This is a genomic window from Streptomyces sp. NPDC050546, assembly GCF_044457425.1.
In the GTDB taxonomy this organism is placed as follows: domain Bacteria; phylum Actinomycetota; class Actinomycetes; order Streptomycetales; family Streptomycetaceae; genus Streptomyces.
In genome coordinates this window covers 185,596-202,294 of the sequence record NZ_JBITGX010000015.1, presented here as the reverse complement: position 1 = coordinate 202,294, position 16,699 = coordinate 185,596, and the positions used below count along the sequence as shown (strand labels likewise).

General features: G+C 71.5%; 12 protein-coding genes. 7 read left to right on the top strand and 5 right to left on the bottom strand.

The window, feature by feature from the left end; all coding sequences use genetic code 11:
- Positions 1-31: 31 nt before the first annotated feature.
- Positions 32-193: a hypothetical protein gene (locus ACIBK5_RS32645; protein ID WP_399025227.1), complete on the bottom strand. Its 162-nt coding sequence runs from the start codon at positions 191-193 to the stop codon at positions 32-34.
- A gap of 116 nt (positions 194-309) precedes the next feature.
- Positions 310-1,227 carry a helix-turn-helix transcriptional regulator gene (locus tag ACIBK5_RS32640; RefSeq protein ID WP_399025225.1) on the bottom strand — a complete coding sequence of 306 codons (918 nt, stop codon included), beginning with the start codon at positions 1,225-1,227 and terminating at the stop codon, positions 310-312.
- Positions 1,228-1,493: 266 nt separating this feature from the next.
- On the opposite strand from ACIBK5_RS32640, the gene ACIBK5_RS32635 reads away from it, so the two are divergent.
- From ACIBK5_RS32635 to ACIBK5_RS32610, 6 genes are all read left to right on the top strand, one after another.
- On the top strand, positions 1,494-1,934 hold the full coding sequence (locus tag ACIBK5_RS32635; RefSeq protein WP_399025223.1) for an aldo/keto reductase: 441 nt from the start codon (positions 1,494-1,496) through the stop codon (positions 1,932-1,934).
- A 152-nt stretch (positions 1,935-2,086) separates the two neighbouring features.
- Entirely contained in the window at positions 2,087-3,121 is a 1,035-nt protein-coding gene (locus ACIBK5_RS32630; RefSeq protein ID WP_399025222.1) for a zinc-binding dehydrogenase, read from the top strand.
- A gap of 29 nt (positions 3,122-3,150) precedes the next feature.
- A complete protein-coding gene (locus ACIBK5_RS32625; RefSeq protein WP_399025220.1) occupies positions 3,151-4,035 on the top strand; it encodes an aldo/keto reductase in 885 nt (294 codons plus the stop codon).
- 73 nt (positions 4,036-4,108) lie between these two features.
- A complete protein-coding gene (locus ACIBK5_RS32620) occupies positions 4,109-4,945 on the top strand; it encodes an SDR family oxidoreductase (RefSeq protein WP_399025219.1) in 837 nt (278 codons plus the stop codon).
- 45 nt (positions 4,946-4,990) lie between these two features.
- On the top strand, positions 4,991-5,782 hold the full coding sequence (locus ACIBK5_RS32615; protein ID WP_399025217.1) for an SDR family oxidoreductase: 792 nt from the start codon (positions 4,991-4,993) through the stop codon (positions 5,780-5,782).
- A 201-nt stretch (positions 5,783-5,983) separates the two neighbouring features.
- Positions 5,984-9,268 (top strand): family 78 glycoside hydrolase catalytic domain, encoded by a 3,285-nt coding sequence (locus ACIBK5_RS32610; RefSeq protein WP_399025215.1) that lies wholly within the window; start codon positions 5,984-5,986, stop codon positions 9,266-9,268.
- Between the two features lie 457 nt (positions 9,269-9,725).
- Here ACIBK5_RS32610 and ACIBK5_RS32605 read toward each other — a convergent pair whose 3' ends face one another.
- The gene (locus ACIBK5_RS32605) at positions 9,726-10,133 is read right to left on the bottom strand and encodes a VOC family protein (protein ID WP_399025213.1); all 408 of its coding nucleotides are present in this window, start codon (positions 10,131-10,133) and stop codon (positions 9,726-9,728) included.
- A gap of 457 nt (positions 10,134-10,590) precedes the next feature.
- Here ACIBK5_RS32605 and ACIBK5_RS32600 point away from each other — a divergent pair, with 457 nt between their 5' ends.
- Positions 10,591-11,613, top strand: coding sequence for an ArsR/SmtB family transcription factor (locus ACIBK5_RS32600; protein ID WP_399025211.1), 1,023 nt, complete (start codon positions 10,591-10,593; stop codon positions 11,611-11,613).
- 149 nt (positions 11,614-11,762) lie between these two features.
- On the opposite strand, the gene ACIBK5_RS32595 is transcribed toward ACIBK5_RS32600, so the two are convergent.
- Both ACIBK5_RS32595 and ACIBK5_RS32590 read right to left on the bottom strand, forming a co-directional pair.
- Positions 11,763-11,924, bottom strand: a complete 162-nt coding sequence (locus ACIBK5_RS32595; RefSeq protein WP_399025210.1) for a hypothetical protein — start codon at positions 11,922-11,924, stop codon at positions 11,763-11,765.
- A 33-nt stretch (positions 11,925-11,957) separates the two neighbouring features.
- Positions 11,958-16,655 (bottom strand): cation-translocating P-type ATPase, encoded by a 4,698-nt coding sequence (locus ACIBK5_RS32590; protein ID WP_399025208.1) that lies wholly within the window; start codon positions 16,653-16,655, stop codon positions 11,958-11,960.
- Between the last annotated feature and the right edge of the window lie 44 nt (positions 16,656-16,699).

Here is a 16,699-nt window from a genome sequence, read left to right as displayed (position 1 = left end):
GCGCTGTGCGGCGTTCTGTGCGAGCCGGGCGTCAGCGCCCGCCACTACCGACCGCGTCGAGCAGGGCCGCACGCATGCGTCGTCCGTCCCGGTCCTGGCGCGCATCGCGCAGGCACTGCGACTGGGCGGAGAACAGCGCGCGCATCTCTTCGAGCTCGCCGGCACGGCAGACATGCCCGGCACACCGTCGCACGACGCGCTCCGGTTGCTCGGCTTGTGGAGCGCGGAGGACGGTGAGCCGCCCACGCCGGGCACCGCACGGTGAGGTGGCTCCACGCGTCCCGATTCCTGCGCGGCGCGGCCCGGATGTCAGGCCGACGGCGCGGACGGGGCATCCGCCGAACCGTCGTGCCGCGCGGCGGCGGTGGAGGGCTCCTGGCCGAGCATGTCCAGCAGTGCCACGGCATCGTGCTCGGGGGTGGCGGGCTCGGCGTGGTAGGCGACCATCCGGTGGCCCGGAGTGCCTTCCAGGAGCAGGGACTGGTATCCGAGGACGAGCTCACCGACCTCGGGGTGGTGGAAGGTCTTGCGGCCCTGCGCGCGAGCCCTGACGTCGTACCGCTCCCACATGCGCGCGAAGTCCGGGCTCTTCAGCAGCAGTTCGCCTACGAGCTGGGTCAGGTCGGGAGCGTCCGGGTCTGTACCGGCCAGGGCGCGCAGGCGCGCGACGCAGCCGCGGACCTGGATGGTCCAGTCCTCGCCGAACAGGTCACGGGCGGCGGGGTGCAGGAAGACGTAGCGGGCGATGTTGCGCTGTTTGGCCGGCCATTCCTCGATGCCGGCCAGGAGCCGCAGACCTGCGGGGTTGGCGGCGAGGATGTCGTTGCTGCGGCTGACGACGTAGGCCGGGAGGGGGCGCAGGTTCTCCAGCAGGAGCTTCACACCGGGCCGTACGGTGCGGCTGGGCGCGGCCGGCGGTTCCGGCGCCGAACGTGCGGCGAGGGTCGCGAGGCTGCGCAGGTGCTCGTGCTCCTCCTCCCCCAGCCTCAGGGTGTTGGCCAGCGCGTCCACCACGGACGGGCTGGGTCGGGTCTCCTTGCCCCGCTCCAGCCGGGTGTAGTAGTCGATGCTGATACCGGCCAGGGTGGCCAGTTCCTCGCGGCGCAGCCCGGGTGTGCGCCGCACCCCGGAGCCGGCTGCCAAGCCGACGTCCTCGGGCGTCACCCGGGCCCGGCGGGCACGCAGGAAGCGTCCCAGCTCGGTGCCGCTCTGTTGCTCATTCCTCATACCGTTCAGTCTGCGGGCGCCCTGACCTGTGCGGGAGGGCTCTGGGGGGCCCTGTCACACCCCGGAACGTCACTCCCCGGCACAGCGCGGCCTGCCACCTGACGCCGCGGGCCATCAGGCTGGGAGCAGCTGAAGATCAGCCGCGACGGCACGGTCATCGAGGCGCACCACGGCGACACGGTCTACCCCCCCTCCGGGCGAGGAGCACTGGCACGGCGCCGCACCGGACAGCACCCGCTGAACCCCGAACACCCGGAGGCACACGTATGCGCACCACCACGCTCGGCAGCAAGGGACCGGAGGTCGGAGTCGTCGGCCTGGGCTGCATGGGCATGTCGTACGGCTACGACATGGGCACCCGGCGGGACGAGGACACCTCCCTCGCCGTGATCCACCGGGCACTCGATGTGGGGATGACGTTCCTCGACACCGCGGACGTTTACGGGCCCCGCACCAACGAGGAGCTGGTCGGCCGCGCCCTGGCCGGCGGCCGTCGCGAGCGTGCGGTACTGGCCACCAAGGTCGGCATGGTCCACCAGGGCTCGGTCGGCTCGCCCCGTGCGACGCCGAACGGCAGCCCCGATCACAGCCGTCCAGTCGGAGCTGTCGCTGTGGACCCGGGACTGGTCGGAGGAGGTCCTGCACGTCGTGCCCATTCCCGGCACCAAGACCCCGAAGTATCTGTTGGACAACGCCGGTGCGGCTGACATCGTGCTGTCCCCGGCCGACCTCGCCGAGCTGGACGCACTCCCGGCCCCTCAGGGCGGTCGCTACTTCTGAACCCTCGGAACGACGGCTGCTGAAGTGCCGTCGACACACCGCCTCGCCCCCAACTCGCCAGTGGAAAAGGAGAGATCTCATGCGCGCAGCCGTGATGTACGGCGCCGGTGACGTCCGTGTGGAGAACGTCCCCGACCCCAGGATCCAGAACTCGACCGACGCCGTGGTCCGCGTCGTCCGCTCCTGCGTCTGCGGCAGCGATCTGTGGCCGTACGCCCAGATGGAGGCATCGGACCAGGGCAGGCGCATGGGCCACGAGTTCCTCGGCGTGGTCGAGGACATCGGCTCCGCGGTGGCGGGACTCGAGCGCGGCGACCTGGTGGTCGCCCCCTTCGTCTGGTCGGACAACATCTGCGACTTCTGCCACGAGGGCCTGCACACCTCCTGCCGCAACGGCGGGCAGTGGGGCCCGGACGGCGTCGACGGCGGCCAGGGCGAGGCGGTCCGCGTCCCGCAGGCCGACGGCACACTGGTCAAGCTGCCCGTCGCCGAGGACTCCGCGCTGCTGCCCTCCCTGCTCACCCTGTCCGACGTGTACTGCACCGGCCACCACGGCGTGGTCACCTCACGGGTCAGCCCCGGCAAGTCCGTCACGGTGATCGGTGACGGCGCGGTCGGCCTGTGCGCCGTCATGGCAGCGAAGCGGCTCGGGGCGGAGCAGATCATCCTCATGGGCCGGCACCAGGACCGTACCGACCTCGGCCGCGCGTTCGGTGCCACCGACGTCGTCGCCGAACGCGGTGAGGAAGGCGTCGAGCGCGTGCGGGAACTGACCGGCGGTGACGGCATCCACGCGGTCGTCGAGGCCGTCGGCGCCGAGCAGACCATGGACACGGCGCTCGGGATCGTCCGCCACGGTGGCGTCGTCAGCCGCCTCGGTGTCGCCCAGTACGCCTCCGTCCCGCTGGGCTTCGACGCGATGATGGGCAACATCACCGTCACCGGCGGAGCCGCCCCCGCCCGCGCCTACATCGAGGAACTCCTCCCCGACATCCTCGACGGCACGCTCGAACCGGGCCGGGTCTTCACCCACACCGTCGGCACGGACGGCATCCCGGACGGCTACCGCGCCATGGCCGACCGCACCGCGCTGAAGGTCCTCATCCAGCCCTGACCCACCCCCGCACACCCGAGGAACCCCACATGAGCACAACCCCCTTGCTGAAGCTCAACAACGGCGTCGAGATGCCCGCCCTCGGCCTGGGCGTCTACCAGAGCACCCCCGAGGAGACCGTCCCGGCGGTGGAGACCGCGCTGCGCGACGGCTACCGCCTCATCGACACCGCCGCGGCCTACCGCAACGAGAAGGAGGTCGGCGAGGGCATCCGCCGCTCCGGTCTCGACCGCGGCGAACTCTTCGTCACCACCAAGCTGTGGCTGAGCGACTACGGCTACGACTCCGCCCAGCGCGCCTTCGACACCAGCGTCGCGAACCTCGGCCTCGACCAGCTCGACCTGTATCTGCTGCACCAGCCGGCCGCCCTCGACACCGAGGAGTGGGTGGGTGCCTACAAGGCCGCCGAGAAGCTGCTGGCCGACGGCCGGGTCCGGGCGATCGGCGTCTCGAACCACACCCCCGGGCAACTGCGCGCCCTGCTGGACCGGGCCGATGTCGTCCCGGGGGTCAACCAGGTCGAACTGCACCCCTACTTCATCCAGCGCGAACTCCGCGAAGCGCACGACGAGCTGGGCATCATCACCCAGTCCTGGTCCCCGATCGGCGGCATCACCCGCTACTGGCCGCATGCCCCGAACGGCGGCAGGAGTGCGCTGGAGGAGCCGGCCGTCACCGAACTCGCCGCGAAGTACGGCAAGACGCCCGCCCAGGTCGTCCTGCGCTGGCACATCGAGCACGGCGTGTGCGCGATCCCCAAGTCGGTCAGGCCCCACCGCATCGAGGAGAACTTCGACGTCTTCGGCTTCTCCCTGACCCCCGGCGAGGTCGCCACCATCGACGCCCTCGACACCGGACTGCGCAGCGGGCCCGATCCGGAGACCGTCCGACTGGACTCGTTCGGCCGCCGCTGAACAACCGGGGGTGCCACAGCGTCCCCCGACATCCCCCGACAGTCGCAGATTCGCGGATACACGAGTGGGAGCAATGAACCAGAGCCCGAACGAAGCAGTCGTCATCGGTTCCGGCAGCATCGGCCTCGCGATCGCCCGCCACATCGGCGCCGGCCGCACCGTGCTGCTCGCCGACCACAGCGAACAAGCGGCCGCTGCCGCCGCCGAACGGCTGCGCGGCGAGGGGTACGACGTGACGACCCGGATCACCGACGTCTCCGACCGCGACGCCGTCGAGTCGCTGGCCGACGCGGCAGCGGAGCTGGGCCCGGTGACTCAGGTGGTACACACCGCCGGCGTTTCTCCCACCCAGGCGAGCATCGAGCGGATCCTGCACGTCGACCTCGTGGGGACCGCGCTGGTCCTGGACGCCTTCGCCCGCGTCATCGCTCCCGGCGGCGCCGGCGTGGTGATCGCCAGCATGGCCGGTCACCGGGAGAGCCCCTACGCCCCGGAGACCGAGCACGCGCTGGCCACCACCGAGACCTCGCAGCTGCTCGAACTCCCCTTCCTCCAGCCCGACTCGGTTGGCTCCACCGTCCACGCCTACGCACTGTCCAAGCGCGCCAACTCGCTGCGGGTGCAGACCGCCGCCGCGGCGTGGGGCAAGCGCGGTGGCCGCGTCAACGCCCTGAGCCCGGGTGTCATCATCACGCCCCTGGCCCAGGACGAGTTGTCCGGGCCGCGCCGGGAGTGGTTCGAGCAGGTGCGCAAGGTGTCGGCGGCGGGCCGCTTCGGCACACCCGACGAGGTCGCCGCCGCGGCCGCGTTCCTCCTCGGCCGCCAGGCCGGCTTCATCACGGGCGCCGACCTGCTGATGGACGGGGGAGTCACCGCGGCCCTGCGCACCGGGGAACTGACCGTCACCTGACCGGCCTCCAACCGGACTCACGCCGCACAATTGATGGAGGAATCGATGACACCCACACCCATGAACGTCCTGGTGGTCGGCGCGACGGGCAGTATCGGACGGCTCGTCGTGGCCGAGTCGATCGCCGGCGGTCACGCCACCCGCGCCTTGGTCCGCGACGCCGCCAAGGCGAGACGGCAACTGCCCGACGAGGCCGAACCGGTCGTCGCGGACGTCACCCGGCCCGAATCGCTCCACATGGCCGTGGCCGGTGTCGACGCCATCGTGCTGACCCTCGGATCCTTCGGCGGTGCCCGGTCCTCGCCCGAGAGGGTCGACTACGCCGGGGTCCGCAACGTACTGGCGGCACTGGACGGGCAGACACCTCGCATCGCCCTGATGACCTCCATCGGCGTCACCGGCCGCGGCAGCGCGTACGACCACCTGCTCGACTGGAAGCGCCGATCGGAGCGCGTCGTCCGCGCCAGTGGGCTGCCTTACACGATCGTGCGGCCGGGCTGGTTCGACATGAACGGGCCCGACGAGCACCGCCTGGTCTTCCTCCAGGGCGACAGGAGGCGCTCCAGCAGCCCCGCAGACGGCGTCATCGCCCGCGCCCAGATCGCCCAGGTGCTGGTCCATGCCCTCACGACTCCGGAGGCCGCCGGCCGGACCTTCGAACTGGTCGCGGAGCACGGCGCCGCCCCGAGCGATCTGGGCCCGCTGTTCGCCGCGCTGGACCAGGACAGGCCCGGGGCGCTGGACGCGGCCCGCGACGAGGCCAACATGCCACTCGACCGGGAACCGCAGCGGGTGCGGGACGACCTCGAAGCCGTCCGGGCGCTCGGTCGCACCTGACGGTCCCCACGCATGTCTCCCACGACGACCGGCGCCGATGCCGAGACACCCTGAGCCGGGTCGGAAAGCGTGAGAGACCGACCCCCCTCCGCTGAGTCGACTTCGACGATCCTGCTGACACAGATATTGACGTGTCTCACGTCACACGGCTAATGTCCCCGCGACCTGCTCGATTGAATCGATTCAAAAGACGGAGAGGCCATGCTCCTCAGACGACCCGTCATGCTCGGCCTCCTCAGAGGCTTCGTCGTGCTTGCGGTGCTCGGCAGCGCGTCCGTCCTGCCGACCCCCCAGTCGCCGGCGGTGTCCGCTGCGGGCGGGCCTCTCGCCGTACGAGGGCTGAGCACGAACGGCCGGACGAACCCCGTGGGCATCGGCGGCGAAGCCCCGGTGTTCGGCTGGCAGTTGGCCTCGCCCCGCCGGGCGACGACCCAGCAGGCCTATGAGATCCAGGTCGGACGCAGACCAGGTGCCGCCGACGTGTGGTCGTCAGGCAAGGTGCGGTCCGACCGCCAGGTCGACATCGAGTACGGCGGTCAGGATCTGAAGTCGGCCACCCGCTACTACTGGCGCGTCCGGGCCTGGGACGACAGGGGAGCCGTGAGCAGGTGGAGTACGAGCGCGTACTTCGAGACCGGCCTGCTGAACGCCGGCGACTGGGACGGCGCCCAGTGGATCACGCGCGCCGAGGCCCCGAGTGAGCTGGACAAGTGGACCGACTACGCCGCGACGGTCCGGTTCAAGCTCGACAGCGCCGCCTTCGGCATGCTCCTGCGTGCTGCCGACGCGAGCAACGGCTACATGTGGCAGTTCAGCGTCACCGGCGCGAGCCCGACGCTGAGACTGCACAAGCAGGTCAAGGGAACGTACAGCGTGGTCCAGGAAGTGGATCTCGCACCCCACGGCTTCACCAAGGCCTCCCTCCTCGCCGACCGGCACACCGTGCGCTACGACGTGGCGGGCGACATGATCAGGACGACCCTCGACGGCAAGGTCGTCAGCACCTTCAGGGACTCCACGTTCACGAAGGGCTTCATCGGTTTCCGCACCCACGCCTGCTGCGGCGAACGCGGAACGGTCTACGACGCCGTCGTGACCGGAGCCGACGGCAGTACTCTGCTCGACACCGACTTCGCCTCGGGCCGGAACCCCTTCTCCGGCGGTGACATCGCCGACTCCGCCCTCGCCGTCTCGGGCACCACGGACGCCCTGTACGGGCCCGACGTGCGGCCGATGCCACTGCTCCGCAAGGACTTCGGGACCGAGCCCGGCAAGAAGGTCGCCTCCGCACGGGTCTACGCCTCCGCGCTCGGCGTCTACGAGCTGGAGATCAACGGCAGGCCGGTCGGCGACCAGGTGCTCGCCCCCGGCTGGACCGACTACCACCAGCGCATCCAGTCCCAGACCTACGACGTGACGAAGCTGCTCAGGAGCGGCGACAACGCGATCGGCGCATCCCTGGCGAACGGCTGGTGGGCCGGCAAGGTCGGGATCGGCTGGAGCCGCCAGTACGGCAACGCCCCGGCGCTCGTGGCGAAGATGCGCGTCACCTACACCGACGGATCCGTGCAGTGGATCGCCACGGACGGTTCGTGGAAGGCGGCTGAGGGGCCCTACGTGAAGGCCGACCTGCAGGACGGCGAGACGTACGACGCCCGTCTGAAGCCGTCGGGCTGGAGCCGCGCCGGGTTCGATGACGCCCGCTGGGAACCGGCCGCGCGGGTGGAGTCGCGCACCGCCCGCCTGGTCCCGCAGAGCGACGAGCCGGTGCGCGAGACCCAGGTGCTCAAGGCCCGGAAGATGACCGAGCCCACCGCCGGAACCTACGTGTACGACCTCGGCCAGAACATGGTCGGCGTGTCCCGGCTGACCCTGACCGGCTCCCCCGGCCGGACCGCCAGGATCCGCTACGCCGAGGTGCTCAACAAGGACGGCACCCTCTACACCGACAACTTCCGCAGCGCCAAGGTCACCGACCGCTACGTCTTCGCCGACTCCGGAACGGTCACCTACGAACCCACCTTCACCCAGCACGGGTTCCGCTACATCGAGATCACCGGCGTGGACTCACCTCCCGCGCTCACCGACGTCGAGGGCGTCGTCTGGGGCTCGGACCTCCCGTCCACCGGCACCCTGAAGACCTCCGACAGCATGCTCGACCAGCTCGTCAGCAACATCTCCTGGAGCCAGCGCGGCAACTTCCTCTCCATCCCCACCGACACCCCGGCCCGCGACGAGCGCATGGGCTGGACCGGCGACATCAGCCTGTTCGCGCCCACGGCCAACTACCTCGTGGACACCCGGGCGTTCCTCTCCCACTGGATGGCGGACGTGCGCGCCTCCCAGCACGCCAACGGCGACCTCCCGGCGGTCGTACCGACCCCCCAGGGCCAGTTCGCCGAGAGCGGCGTCGGCTGGTCCGACGTGATGATCACCGTGCCGTACCACGTGTGGCGCTCCTACGGCGACACCCGCATCCTGCGCGACAACTACCCCGCCATGCGGAAGTTCTTCCAGTTCGTGCGCGAGAGTGCCGGAGCGGACCTCCTGGAGCCCGGCCGCACGACGTTCTTCACCAACGACTGGCTGCATCTGGACGACCCCACCGAGCAGGGCGTCCTGGGCACCGCCTACTACGCCGAGAACGCCCGCATGATGGCGGAGGTGGCCGACGCCCTGGGCGACGAGTCTGCGGCGTCCGACTATCACCAGCTCTCCGCCGATATCCGCCACGCCTTCACCGAGGCCTACGTCGCGGCTGACGGCACCGTGAAGGGCAACTCCCAGACCGGATACGCGATGGCCCTCGGCATGGACCTCGTCGCGGACCCGGCACTCGTCGGCAAGGTGGGCGAGAAGTTCGTGGCCAAGCTGGCCCTGACCGACCACCACCTGCGGACCGGCTTCATCGGAACGCCGCTGCTGCTGCCCGCGCTGAGCAGGATCGGCCGGGACGACCTCGCGTACAAGATGCTGCTCCACCAGGACTACCCGTCCTGGGGCTACGAGATCGCCAAAGGCGGCACCACCATGTGGGAGCGCTGGAACTCGATCATGCCCGACGGCGAATTCGGCCCCGTCGACATGAACTCCTTCAACCACTACGCCTACGGCGCCGTGGGCGACTGGATGTTCCAGAACATCGGCGGCCTCTCCCCCATCGAGCCCGGGTACAAGCGCTCCCGGATCGCGCCGGTGCCCGGCGGAAACCTGACCAGGGGTTCCGGAAGCCTCCAGACCGTCCACGGCCCGCTGTCGTCGCGCTGGACCAACCGCAACGGCGCCTTCGACCTGAAGGTGACGGTGCCGGTCAACACGGTCGCGGAGGTCCATGTGCCGGCCGATACCCCCCGGGCGGTGACCGAGGGCAGCCGACCGGCCGACCGGGCCGAGGGAGTCCGCTTCCTCCGTATGGAGAACGGGGCTGCCGTGTTCCGAGTGGGGTCGGGCACCTACGACTTCGGCGTCGAGTCAGGATCCCGCTGAGACTGACCGGGGCAGGTACCCGGCGCACGCGGCTTCGAGGTCCTCCGTCTGCCGGCCGGACCGGCCGGTTCCGTGGCGCACTGCGGCGAGCGCGCCCTGCGGCGTTCCCTCCTGGCCACCGCCGAGCTCACCGGTCGGTGCATCGAAGCGTTCGCCGGCGACTCGGCGAGCACCCCGTTCCGACTCGTCGTCGGCGCCCGCCGGGGCCCTCGCCGGCATCGCCGCCGTCCGCGCCCGCTGGCAGCACGCCACCGGAACGATCGCCACCCCACGACCGCAACCCCCGGCGACCGCGTCGGGTTCGGCGCGATCCCCGGGCATCGTCGAGCGTGGTGTGGTCGGGCCGTCCCCCTGGCCCGCCCCTCAACGACCGAGTCAGCAGTACGACTCCGTACAGCGCGGCAGCCTCTGATCAGAGACCGGTGATCGGAGCCGTGCTTTCATCGGAGTGACTCGTTCATCCCTGCGTTGCCGTCGGGTCCATCCACATGACCTCCCAGGTGTGCCCGTCGAGGTCGTCAAAGGCACGGCCGTACATGAAGCCGTGATCCTGAGGCTCACCGGTCGGTGAGCCTCCCGCGGCAATCGCCTTGTCGACCAGTTCGTCGACCTCCTCACGGCTGGGGGCGCTCAGTGCGAGGAGCACCTCGCTCGACGTCTTCGAATCCACGATCTGCTTCTTCGTGAACTCGGCGTACTTCTGGTGCGTGTGCAGCATGACGTTGATGGTGTCGCTGAGAGGAATGGCGGCCGTCGTGTCGTCGCTGAACCGGTCGTCGGCGTTGAACCCCAGCGCGGTGAAGAACTTCTTCGATGCGTCGAGGTCATGAGCGGCGAGGTTCACGAAGATCATCTGCTGGTGCACGGAGTTGTGCCCTTCCTTTGGAAGCGTTGCTGAGTGAACGGGGCAGTGCGCTGCTTGAATTCGCGAGACCGCCAGGCGGGACTCGTCCGATGACGGTGCCGCCGGGGCTGTTGCGCAGACTTATGTTCGTACCTTGAAATCGGTGTGCCCGTCGCCGATCTGACAGGCCGCGGCCGCTCTTGCCAGAGACACGGAGTTCTCCACCTCCGCCGCATGAGCGGACTGGACGCCCAGTACGGTCACCATGGCCAAGAGGGGCATGCAATCCTCCTTCGTGTTCGGTGCGACGATCGGCGGGCGAGGCTGCTGGTCAGAGGTAGGGCACGCGCCACGCGCACCGCCTACGGTCCCTGGAGCCTAGGAACCGAGACTTTGTCTCAGGCGTCGATTCGATCAGGTTCGAATACCGACCTGCGACGTGACCGCGCAACGGAGTTATGCGGAGGAGGGGGGATCCGTGATCGACCTGCACATGCCCGCCCAGCGGCTGGCCGGTCTGCGCTGGGCCATTTCACCTGTGGGGGAGCTGGCCGCCGCCCTGGTCGCCGCCTCCGAGGCGCCGAAGGCATCGCGCAGGCACCGTCATATCCGGGCGCTGCTGTCTTCAGGTCATCTGCCGACCCTCGCGGCCATCGCGCGCGGATACACCACCTACTTGCCGGAACTCCTCACTCCGGCACCCGGTACCTTCCTGCCGGCTGTCGAGGACCAGTTACATGCGGTAGCCACGACGCCGGCGGGCACGGTAGGTACCCAGTTCACCGCCTTCCTCACCGGAGGAAAGGCACGCAGCAGCCGCTGCCCATGGTTGCGGGACGGGCAGCTCGCACCCGTTGACGAACAGGTGCGGCCCCACATCGAGGTCGGCGAAGGCAAACTCAGGGAGCGGCTCGCGTGCGAGCTGCACTGGCTGTGGTCGAAGGCGATCGCGCCGCACTGGTCGCAGATCACCGCGGGCTTCGAGGGATTCGTCGAACGACACGGCGCGGTGGCGGCTCGTGAAGGGCTGGGCAGCGCCCTCGCGGCCCTGCACTCCTCCCTGCTCTGGCAGGAAGGTGCCCTGAGAGTCACGTCCGACTTCGACGGGGAGGTAGGCGGCGAGCACCCTGTCACGCTCATCCCCAGCCTCTTCCTGGACCGGGTGGGCCTGCACGCACCTCTTCGTCCCGGAGAAGCCCAACTCGCGATCCCGGTCGCCGCCTCAGACCACATCGTCCCGCATGTCGCCCCGGTGCTCGGCGCTACTCGGCTGGCGATCCTGCACAGTCTGGCCGAACCGCGTACCACCACGGCGTTGGCCACGCTGCACCACCTCGCACCGGCAACGGTCTCCTTCCACCTCTCGCGTCTCCTGGCCGCCGACCTCGTCCAACGCAAACGCGACGGTCGGCAGGTCCACTACCGCCACACCGCTCGGGCTCGAACCATCCTGCGCCCCGCCCCGCCGGCCCACCCATCTTCCGATCTGCCGAACTCATGAGCGGCATGACGGGGATTCTGGACGACAGAGGCAGGCGGGCGCTCACGGCCGAGGGGCCGGAAGAAGCAGGGGTGCCGCGAGTAGGCGCCCATAGACCACCCAAGGCTGCATACAGCCCATAGTGCGAGGTGTTCAGACGATGTTTCCGGTCAGGCGTAAGTCGTCGCCTGGCGCCCGCTCGCGGCGAATGTCTTCCAGAGCTGCATGATCAGCCGTACCAGGGCGGCTTCGATCAGGGCGACTGCCACCTGGGTCAGGATCGTGGTGAAGATGTGCGGCACGGTGAGCCGCCTTTCGTGAGCTGTGTGCATGATGCTGGAACGGTTCCTTTGTCCGGTCCGATGTCATCCGAGAGGCTGCACACGAGTGTCCTGCGGGTGAACTTTCACCGGCGCGCCGACCGCGCGCCGCACCACGGCGGGCACCAGGACCGACCCCGCCGCCGAAGCCAGCGCGATCGTCCAGCCCGCGGGGCCCAGGGGCCGGTTGCCGAAGAAGTGGCTGAGGCCGGGAACGGTCACCACTACGCCGAGCACCACCAGGGACCCCGCAGCGGCCCAGAAGACCACCGGATCGCGGCCCGCGTCCTGCAGCGTCTGGAGCAGCTGGGAGGACACCACGGCGACCAGGGCGACGGTGTCGGCGTGCCCCCGGGTGCCGGTCGCCCGGGCCAGGACCCAGGCGACGGTGGCGGCGGCCGCGGTGACGGTGGCGCGCAGCTGGAGGTGGCGGGTCAGGGCCTTGCCGAGCGACGCTTCGGGGCCCTCCGCGAGCAGCCGGTCGGCGTGGTCGGCGGGTGGCCGTGCGGCGATGGCCATGGCGGGCAGCATGTCGGTGAGCAGATTGACCAGCAGCAGCTGGCGTGCGTTGAGCGCACTGCGTCCGGTGAGCAGGGTGGTCGCCAGGACGAAGGCGATTTCGCCCAGGTTGCCGCCCAGCAGGATGCCCAGCGCCTTGCGGACCGAGGCCCACATGGCCCGGCCCTCGACGAAGGCGTCGACGATGGTCTCGATGCGGTCGTCGGTGACGACTACGTCGGCGGCGGTGCGGGCCGCGGGGGTCGCCCGGGAGCCGAGGGCGATGCCGACGTCGGCGATGCGGATGGCGGGCGCGTCGTTGGCGCCGTCGCCGGTGACGGCGACGATGCGCCCGGCCGCGCGCAGGGCGGTGACGATCCGGACCTTGTGCGCCGGAGTGACCCGGGCGAACACCGTGATGTCCGGCAGTGTCCGGGCGAGCGCGGCACCGTCCAAGGCGTCCAGTTCCGCGCCGGTCATCAGCCGCGGCTCCTGCTCGGGCAGCAGCTCCCGAGCGATGGAGGCGGCGGTGCTGGGATGGTCCCCGGTGAGCATGACGATGCGCACCCCGGCCCGGGACAGCCGTTTCACGCTCTCCGCGGCGGTGGGCCGGACGGGGTCCGCCAGGCCGACCAGCCCCAGCAGGCACAGCCGTTCCACGTCACCGTCGTCGAGGGACGCCTCGGCATCGGTGGCGCCCGGAGAGGCGTGAGTCTCGCCGGGGCCCGTGCCGTCGCGTTCGGCCACCGCCAGCACGCGCAGACCGCGCCGGGCGTGCCAGTCGATGTCACGGTCGATCGCCTCCCGCAGTTCCTCCGTGAAGGGCGCGGTGTCGTCGTTCTGCCGGACTCGAACGCAGCGGGCCAGGACGACCTCCGGAGCCCCCTTGACGACCAGCCGGCGGCGTCCGTCGATCCGGCCGAGGACCGCGTGGTAGCCGCGCCCTGGTTCGAACGGCACCTCGGTCAGACGTTCCCAGCCGTCCGCCGCCTCCGGTACGACGCCGGCCTTCTCGGCTCCGGCGGCGATGGCCCGGTCGGTGGGGTGGGTCAGGGCGGCGGCCGGGCCGGACGGTACGGCCAGGGCCGCCGTGGCGACGACCCGGCGCAGCCGCGGGGTGAGCTGGTCGAGCGATCGGCGCTCGAGGCCGTCGGACACCTGTTGCAGGCTGATCCGGCCCTCGGTGAGCGTGCCCGTCTTGTCGAAGCACAGCACGTCGGTGCGGCCCAGCGCCTCGATGGTGGAGGCGCTGCGGACCAGGGTGTCGCGAGTCGACAGCCGACGGGCGGCTGCCAGCTCCGCGACCGTGGCGATGAACGGCAGCCCCTCGGGCACGGCCGCGACACACAGGCTGACCGCGGCCCCCAGGGCGGCGCCCAGCGGCCGCCGGCGCAGCAGGTCGACGGCGAACAGGACGACACCCGCGGCCACGGACAACGGCAGAAACCACCGGCCCAGAGCCTTCAACCGCCGTTCCACGCCGCTCTCCGGCGGCCCGCCCTCCGGGGCCGCCTCGGCCGCGCTGCCGGCCTCGGTGGCCGTCCCCGTGGCGACGACCACGGCCAGCGCCTCGCCGGCCGCCACCGTGGTGCCCTGGTAGAGCATGGAGGTCCGGTCCGCGACCGTTCGGGCCGCCGTCGGCGCGGCGCTCTTCACGACCGGCAGCGACTCACCGGTCAGGCTGGACTCGTCCGCCTCCAGGCCCTGCGCCCGCACCACCCGGCAGTCGGCCGGAACCGCGTCCCCGGCCCGCAGTTCGATCACATCGCCGCGCACCAGGTGCTCGCCGGCCGACCAGGTCGCCTCCTCCCGTTCGGGCCGGCGTACCCGCACCCGCGCGGAGGTGGCCTCGACCAGCCGTTCCGCCTCCTGGTCGGCCTTCTGTTGCTGGACGCCGCCGACGAGCGCGTCCACGCCGAGCACCCCGCCGATCAGCACGGCGTCCAGCACGGAGCCGAGCGCCGCCGAGACGCCGCCGCCGACCGCGAGGATGGGGGTGAGCGGATTGGCCAGCTCCTCCGCGACACGGCCGACCAGGGGGAGGGCCCCCTCGCGCCGGTCATGGCGCGCGAGTTGCCGGCGCCGAACGGACTCGGACTCCTCCAGCCCCCTGGAGGACGTCCCCAGCCGGGCCATCACCTGACGTACCGTCATGGCGTGCCAGGGCGTCCGCTCGGCGGCGGCCGGGACCGGACGTCCGTGCAACCGCCACCCGGCCCAGAAACCTGCCGCGATCCCGGCGATGGTCACGGCGTCGGTCACCAGGCGGGCCCGCGCCCAGGCCCGCGGGCGGGGCACCAGCAGCGCCAGGGCCGATCCCGCCGCAGCGCCGCCGGCCTCCAGCCGGGAGCACAGCCGGCTGATCCGCCGGGCCTCAGGCAGTGCGGTCAGCAGCAGGTGGACGACATCGGGCGGGGCGGTGACATCGGCGTCCCACGGCATGTGCCTGGGAGTGGAGACCACTCCGATGCCCAGATCCGCGCGGTCCAGGGCGCGCCTCGTCCGCGCCGAGACGACCGCGACTCCATGCCCCTGCGTCTGGAGCGAGCGGACCAGGGCGGCCGTGCGCCGATGCCCGGTGGGCGTCGCCTCGGCAAGCCCGAACCGGCGGTGCAGCCCAGGCGGGCCGCCCACGAGCAGCACCTGGCCGCACTCCTGCGCCGCGCGCACCAAGTGGCGGGCGAGCGGGTGCAGTTGCGGCACCAGGGAAGCCACAGCCACCGGCCTGCCCTCCCGCAACACGAGGACCACCTGCGCACCCTCCTCGCCCCACTGCCGCGCCACCGCGGCCGTTTCCGCGGGTACGACGGCGCGGCCTGCGGATCTCTCCGAGGAGCCGTCGCGGGTGGCGGCCGGCTCGGTGTCCGCGACGCTGAACGGCCGCAGTTCCCAGCCTCCCTGCCGCCGCGTGCGGGGCGGGTCTTCGCCGCGCCCGGTCCGCCACGTGGCCGGTCCCCCCGGCTCGATCAACTCGTGGATCCTCGCGTGCAGTTCGTCTTCGTCCGGGCCGTCCTCCGGAAGACCCTCAAAGCCTTCCGGGCCGCCTCCGTCCGGCCCGGGTGTGCCGGGCGGCGTCAGGCGCGCCACGCCCTCGACCGTCCAGCCGCCGTCGGCGAGCACCCGGGCGTCGAGGACCACACTGTCGATCCGGTCCAGACGGCGCAGCGCGTCCGGACGCAGTACCAACGCCCCGCGGTCGGAGACGGCCCGGGCGGCCGACGACGAGAACGACTCCCGGCCGAGCCGAGGGCCGCGCGGTGTCCCCGCGATCAGCAGTGCCAGCCCCCGGTCATGGCTGAGCGCGCCGACCGCCGCCAGCCCGTACGCCGCGAGGGACGCCGGAGCCGCCACCTTGGCGTACCGGTCGCCCGGCCCCGGCGGCAGCGGGGCGGGCCGCTCGTACCCGGGCAGCGCGTCGTGACGGTAGGCCCCCTCATGCGCGGCCAGCCGACGCGACCAGTCCCCCCAGGCCCTGCGGCGGGCCTGCACCTCCGCGTACCGGGCCCAGGCCACGACGGCGGCCACCGTCGCGCCCAGCGGCCGGAACGTCAGCGTCGTCACCACCAGGTTCGCCGCGGCGAAGCCACGTTCCGTGGCCGTCTCACCGATACGGCGGGCGATACCCTCGCTGAGCGGCGGCGTGGACTCCACCCACTGAAGCGCCGAGAGCACCACCGGTGGCAGACCGCGAAGCCGCAACGCGTCGCCCGCCGACGCCACCGCCACCCCCATGAGATCCGCGCCGAGCCGGACGGCCGCGCCGATCAGCGGCCCTGCCGCCCCGGGAAAGCCGACCGAGCCGCGGGCCCGGCGGGCATCCTCGGAGCCGCGGGCACTCTCCCCTTCCGGCTCCTCGGCGGCGTCCGCAGCGGCGACGAGACCGGCGACGCGATCCCGGTCGGTCTCCGGCCCGCAGCCGACGTACACGCAGCCCAGGGTGCCGTTCACCTCCGCCCGGGTCACCCCTGGCACCTGGTTCAGCGCGGCCTCCAGCCCGCGCGTCGTGCCCGCACGCCCGGGCCGCCCCAGGTGCCGGACCTCGATCTGCAGGCCCCCGGGGGTCTGCCACAGCCGGGGGGTGCGGGGGCGCAGCAGAGGGCCGACGACGGGCAGCGCCACCGGCACGGCGGTCAGCCGCGCCGCGGCAGTGCGAACGGCGGAGGAGACGGACGACACCGTCGAGGGCAGCAGGGCCGCGGGCAGCGCAGCACCGGAGAGCGCAGAGGAGAGCACTGACCGGATCACGGCGCCTCCACCATCGGCCGACACGGGCGTAAGCGCGCCCCGCA

What these genes read in the sequence shown, in the direction of transcription:
- ACIBK5_RS32640 (WP_399025225.1), bottom strand. Translation starts at nt 1,227, where the DNA reads ATGAGGAATGAGCAACAGAGCGGCACCGAGCTGGGACGCTTCCTGCGT.
- ACIBK5_RS32635 (WP_399025223.1), top strand. Translation starts at nt 1,494, where the DNA reads ATGCGCACCACCACGCTCGGCAGCAAGGGACCGGAGGTCGGAGTCGTC.
- ACIBK5_RS32630 (WP_399025222.1), top strand. Translation starts at nt 2,087, where the DNA reads ATGCGCGCAGCCGTGATGTACGGCGCCGGTGACGTCCGTGTGGAGAAC.
- ACIBK5_RS32625 (WP_399025220.1), top strand. Translation starts at nt 3,151, where the DNA reads ATGAGCACAACCCCCTTGCTGAAGCTCAACAACGGCGTCGAGATGCCC.
- ACIBK5_RS32620 (WP_399025219.1), top strand. Translation starts at nt 4,109, where the DNA reads ATGAACCAGAGCCCGAACGAAGCAGTCGTCATCGGTTCCGGCAGCATC.
- ACIBK5_RS32615 (WP_399025217.1), top strand. Translation starts at nt 4,991, where the DNA reads ATGACACCCACACCCATGAACGTCCTGGTGGTCGGCGCGACGGGCAGT.
- ACIBK5_RS32610 (WP_399025215.1), top strand. Translation starts at nt 5,984, where the DNA reads ATGCTCCTCAGACGACCCGTCATGCTCGGCCTCCTCAGAGGCTTCGTC.
- ACIBK5_RS32595 (WP_399025210.1), bottom strand. Translation starts at nt 11,924, where the DNA reads ATGCACACAGCTCACGAAAGGCGGCTCACCGTGCCGCACATCTTCACC.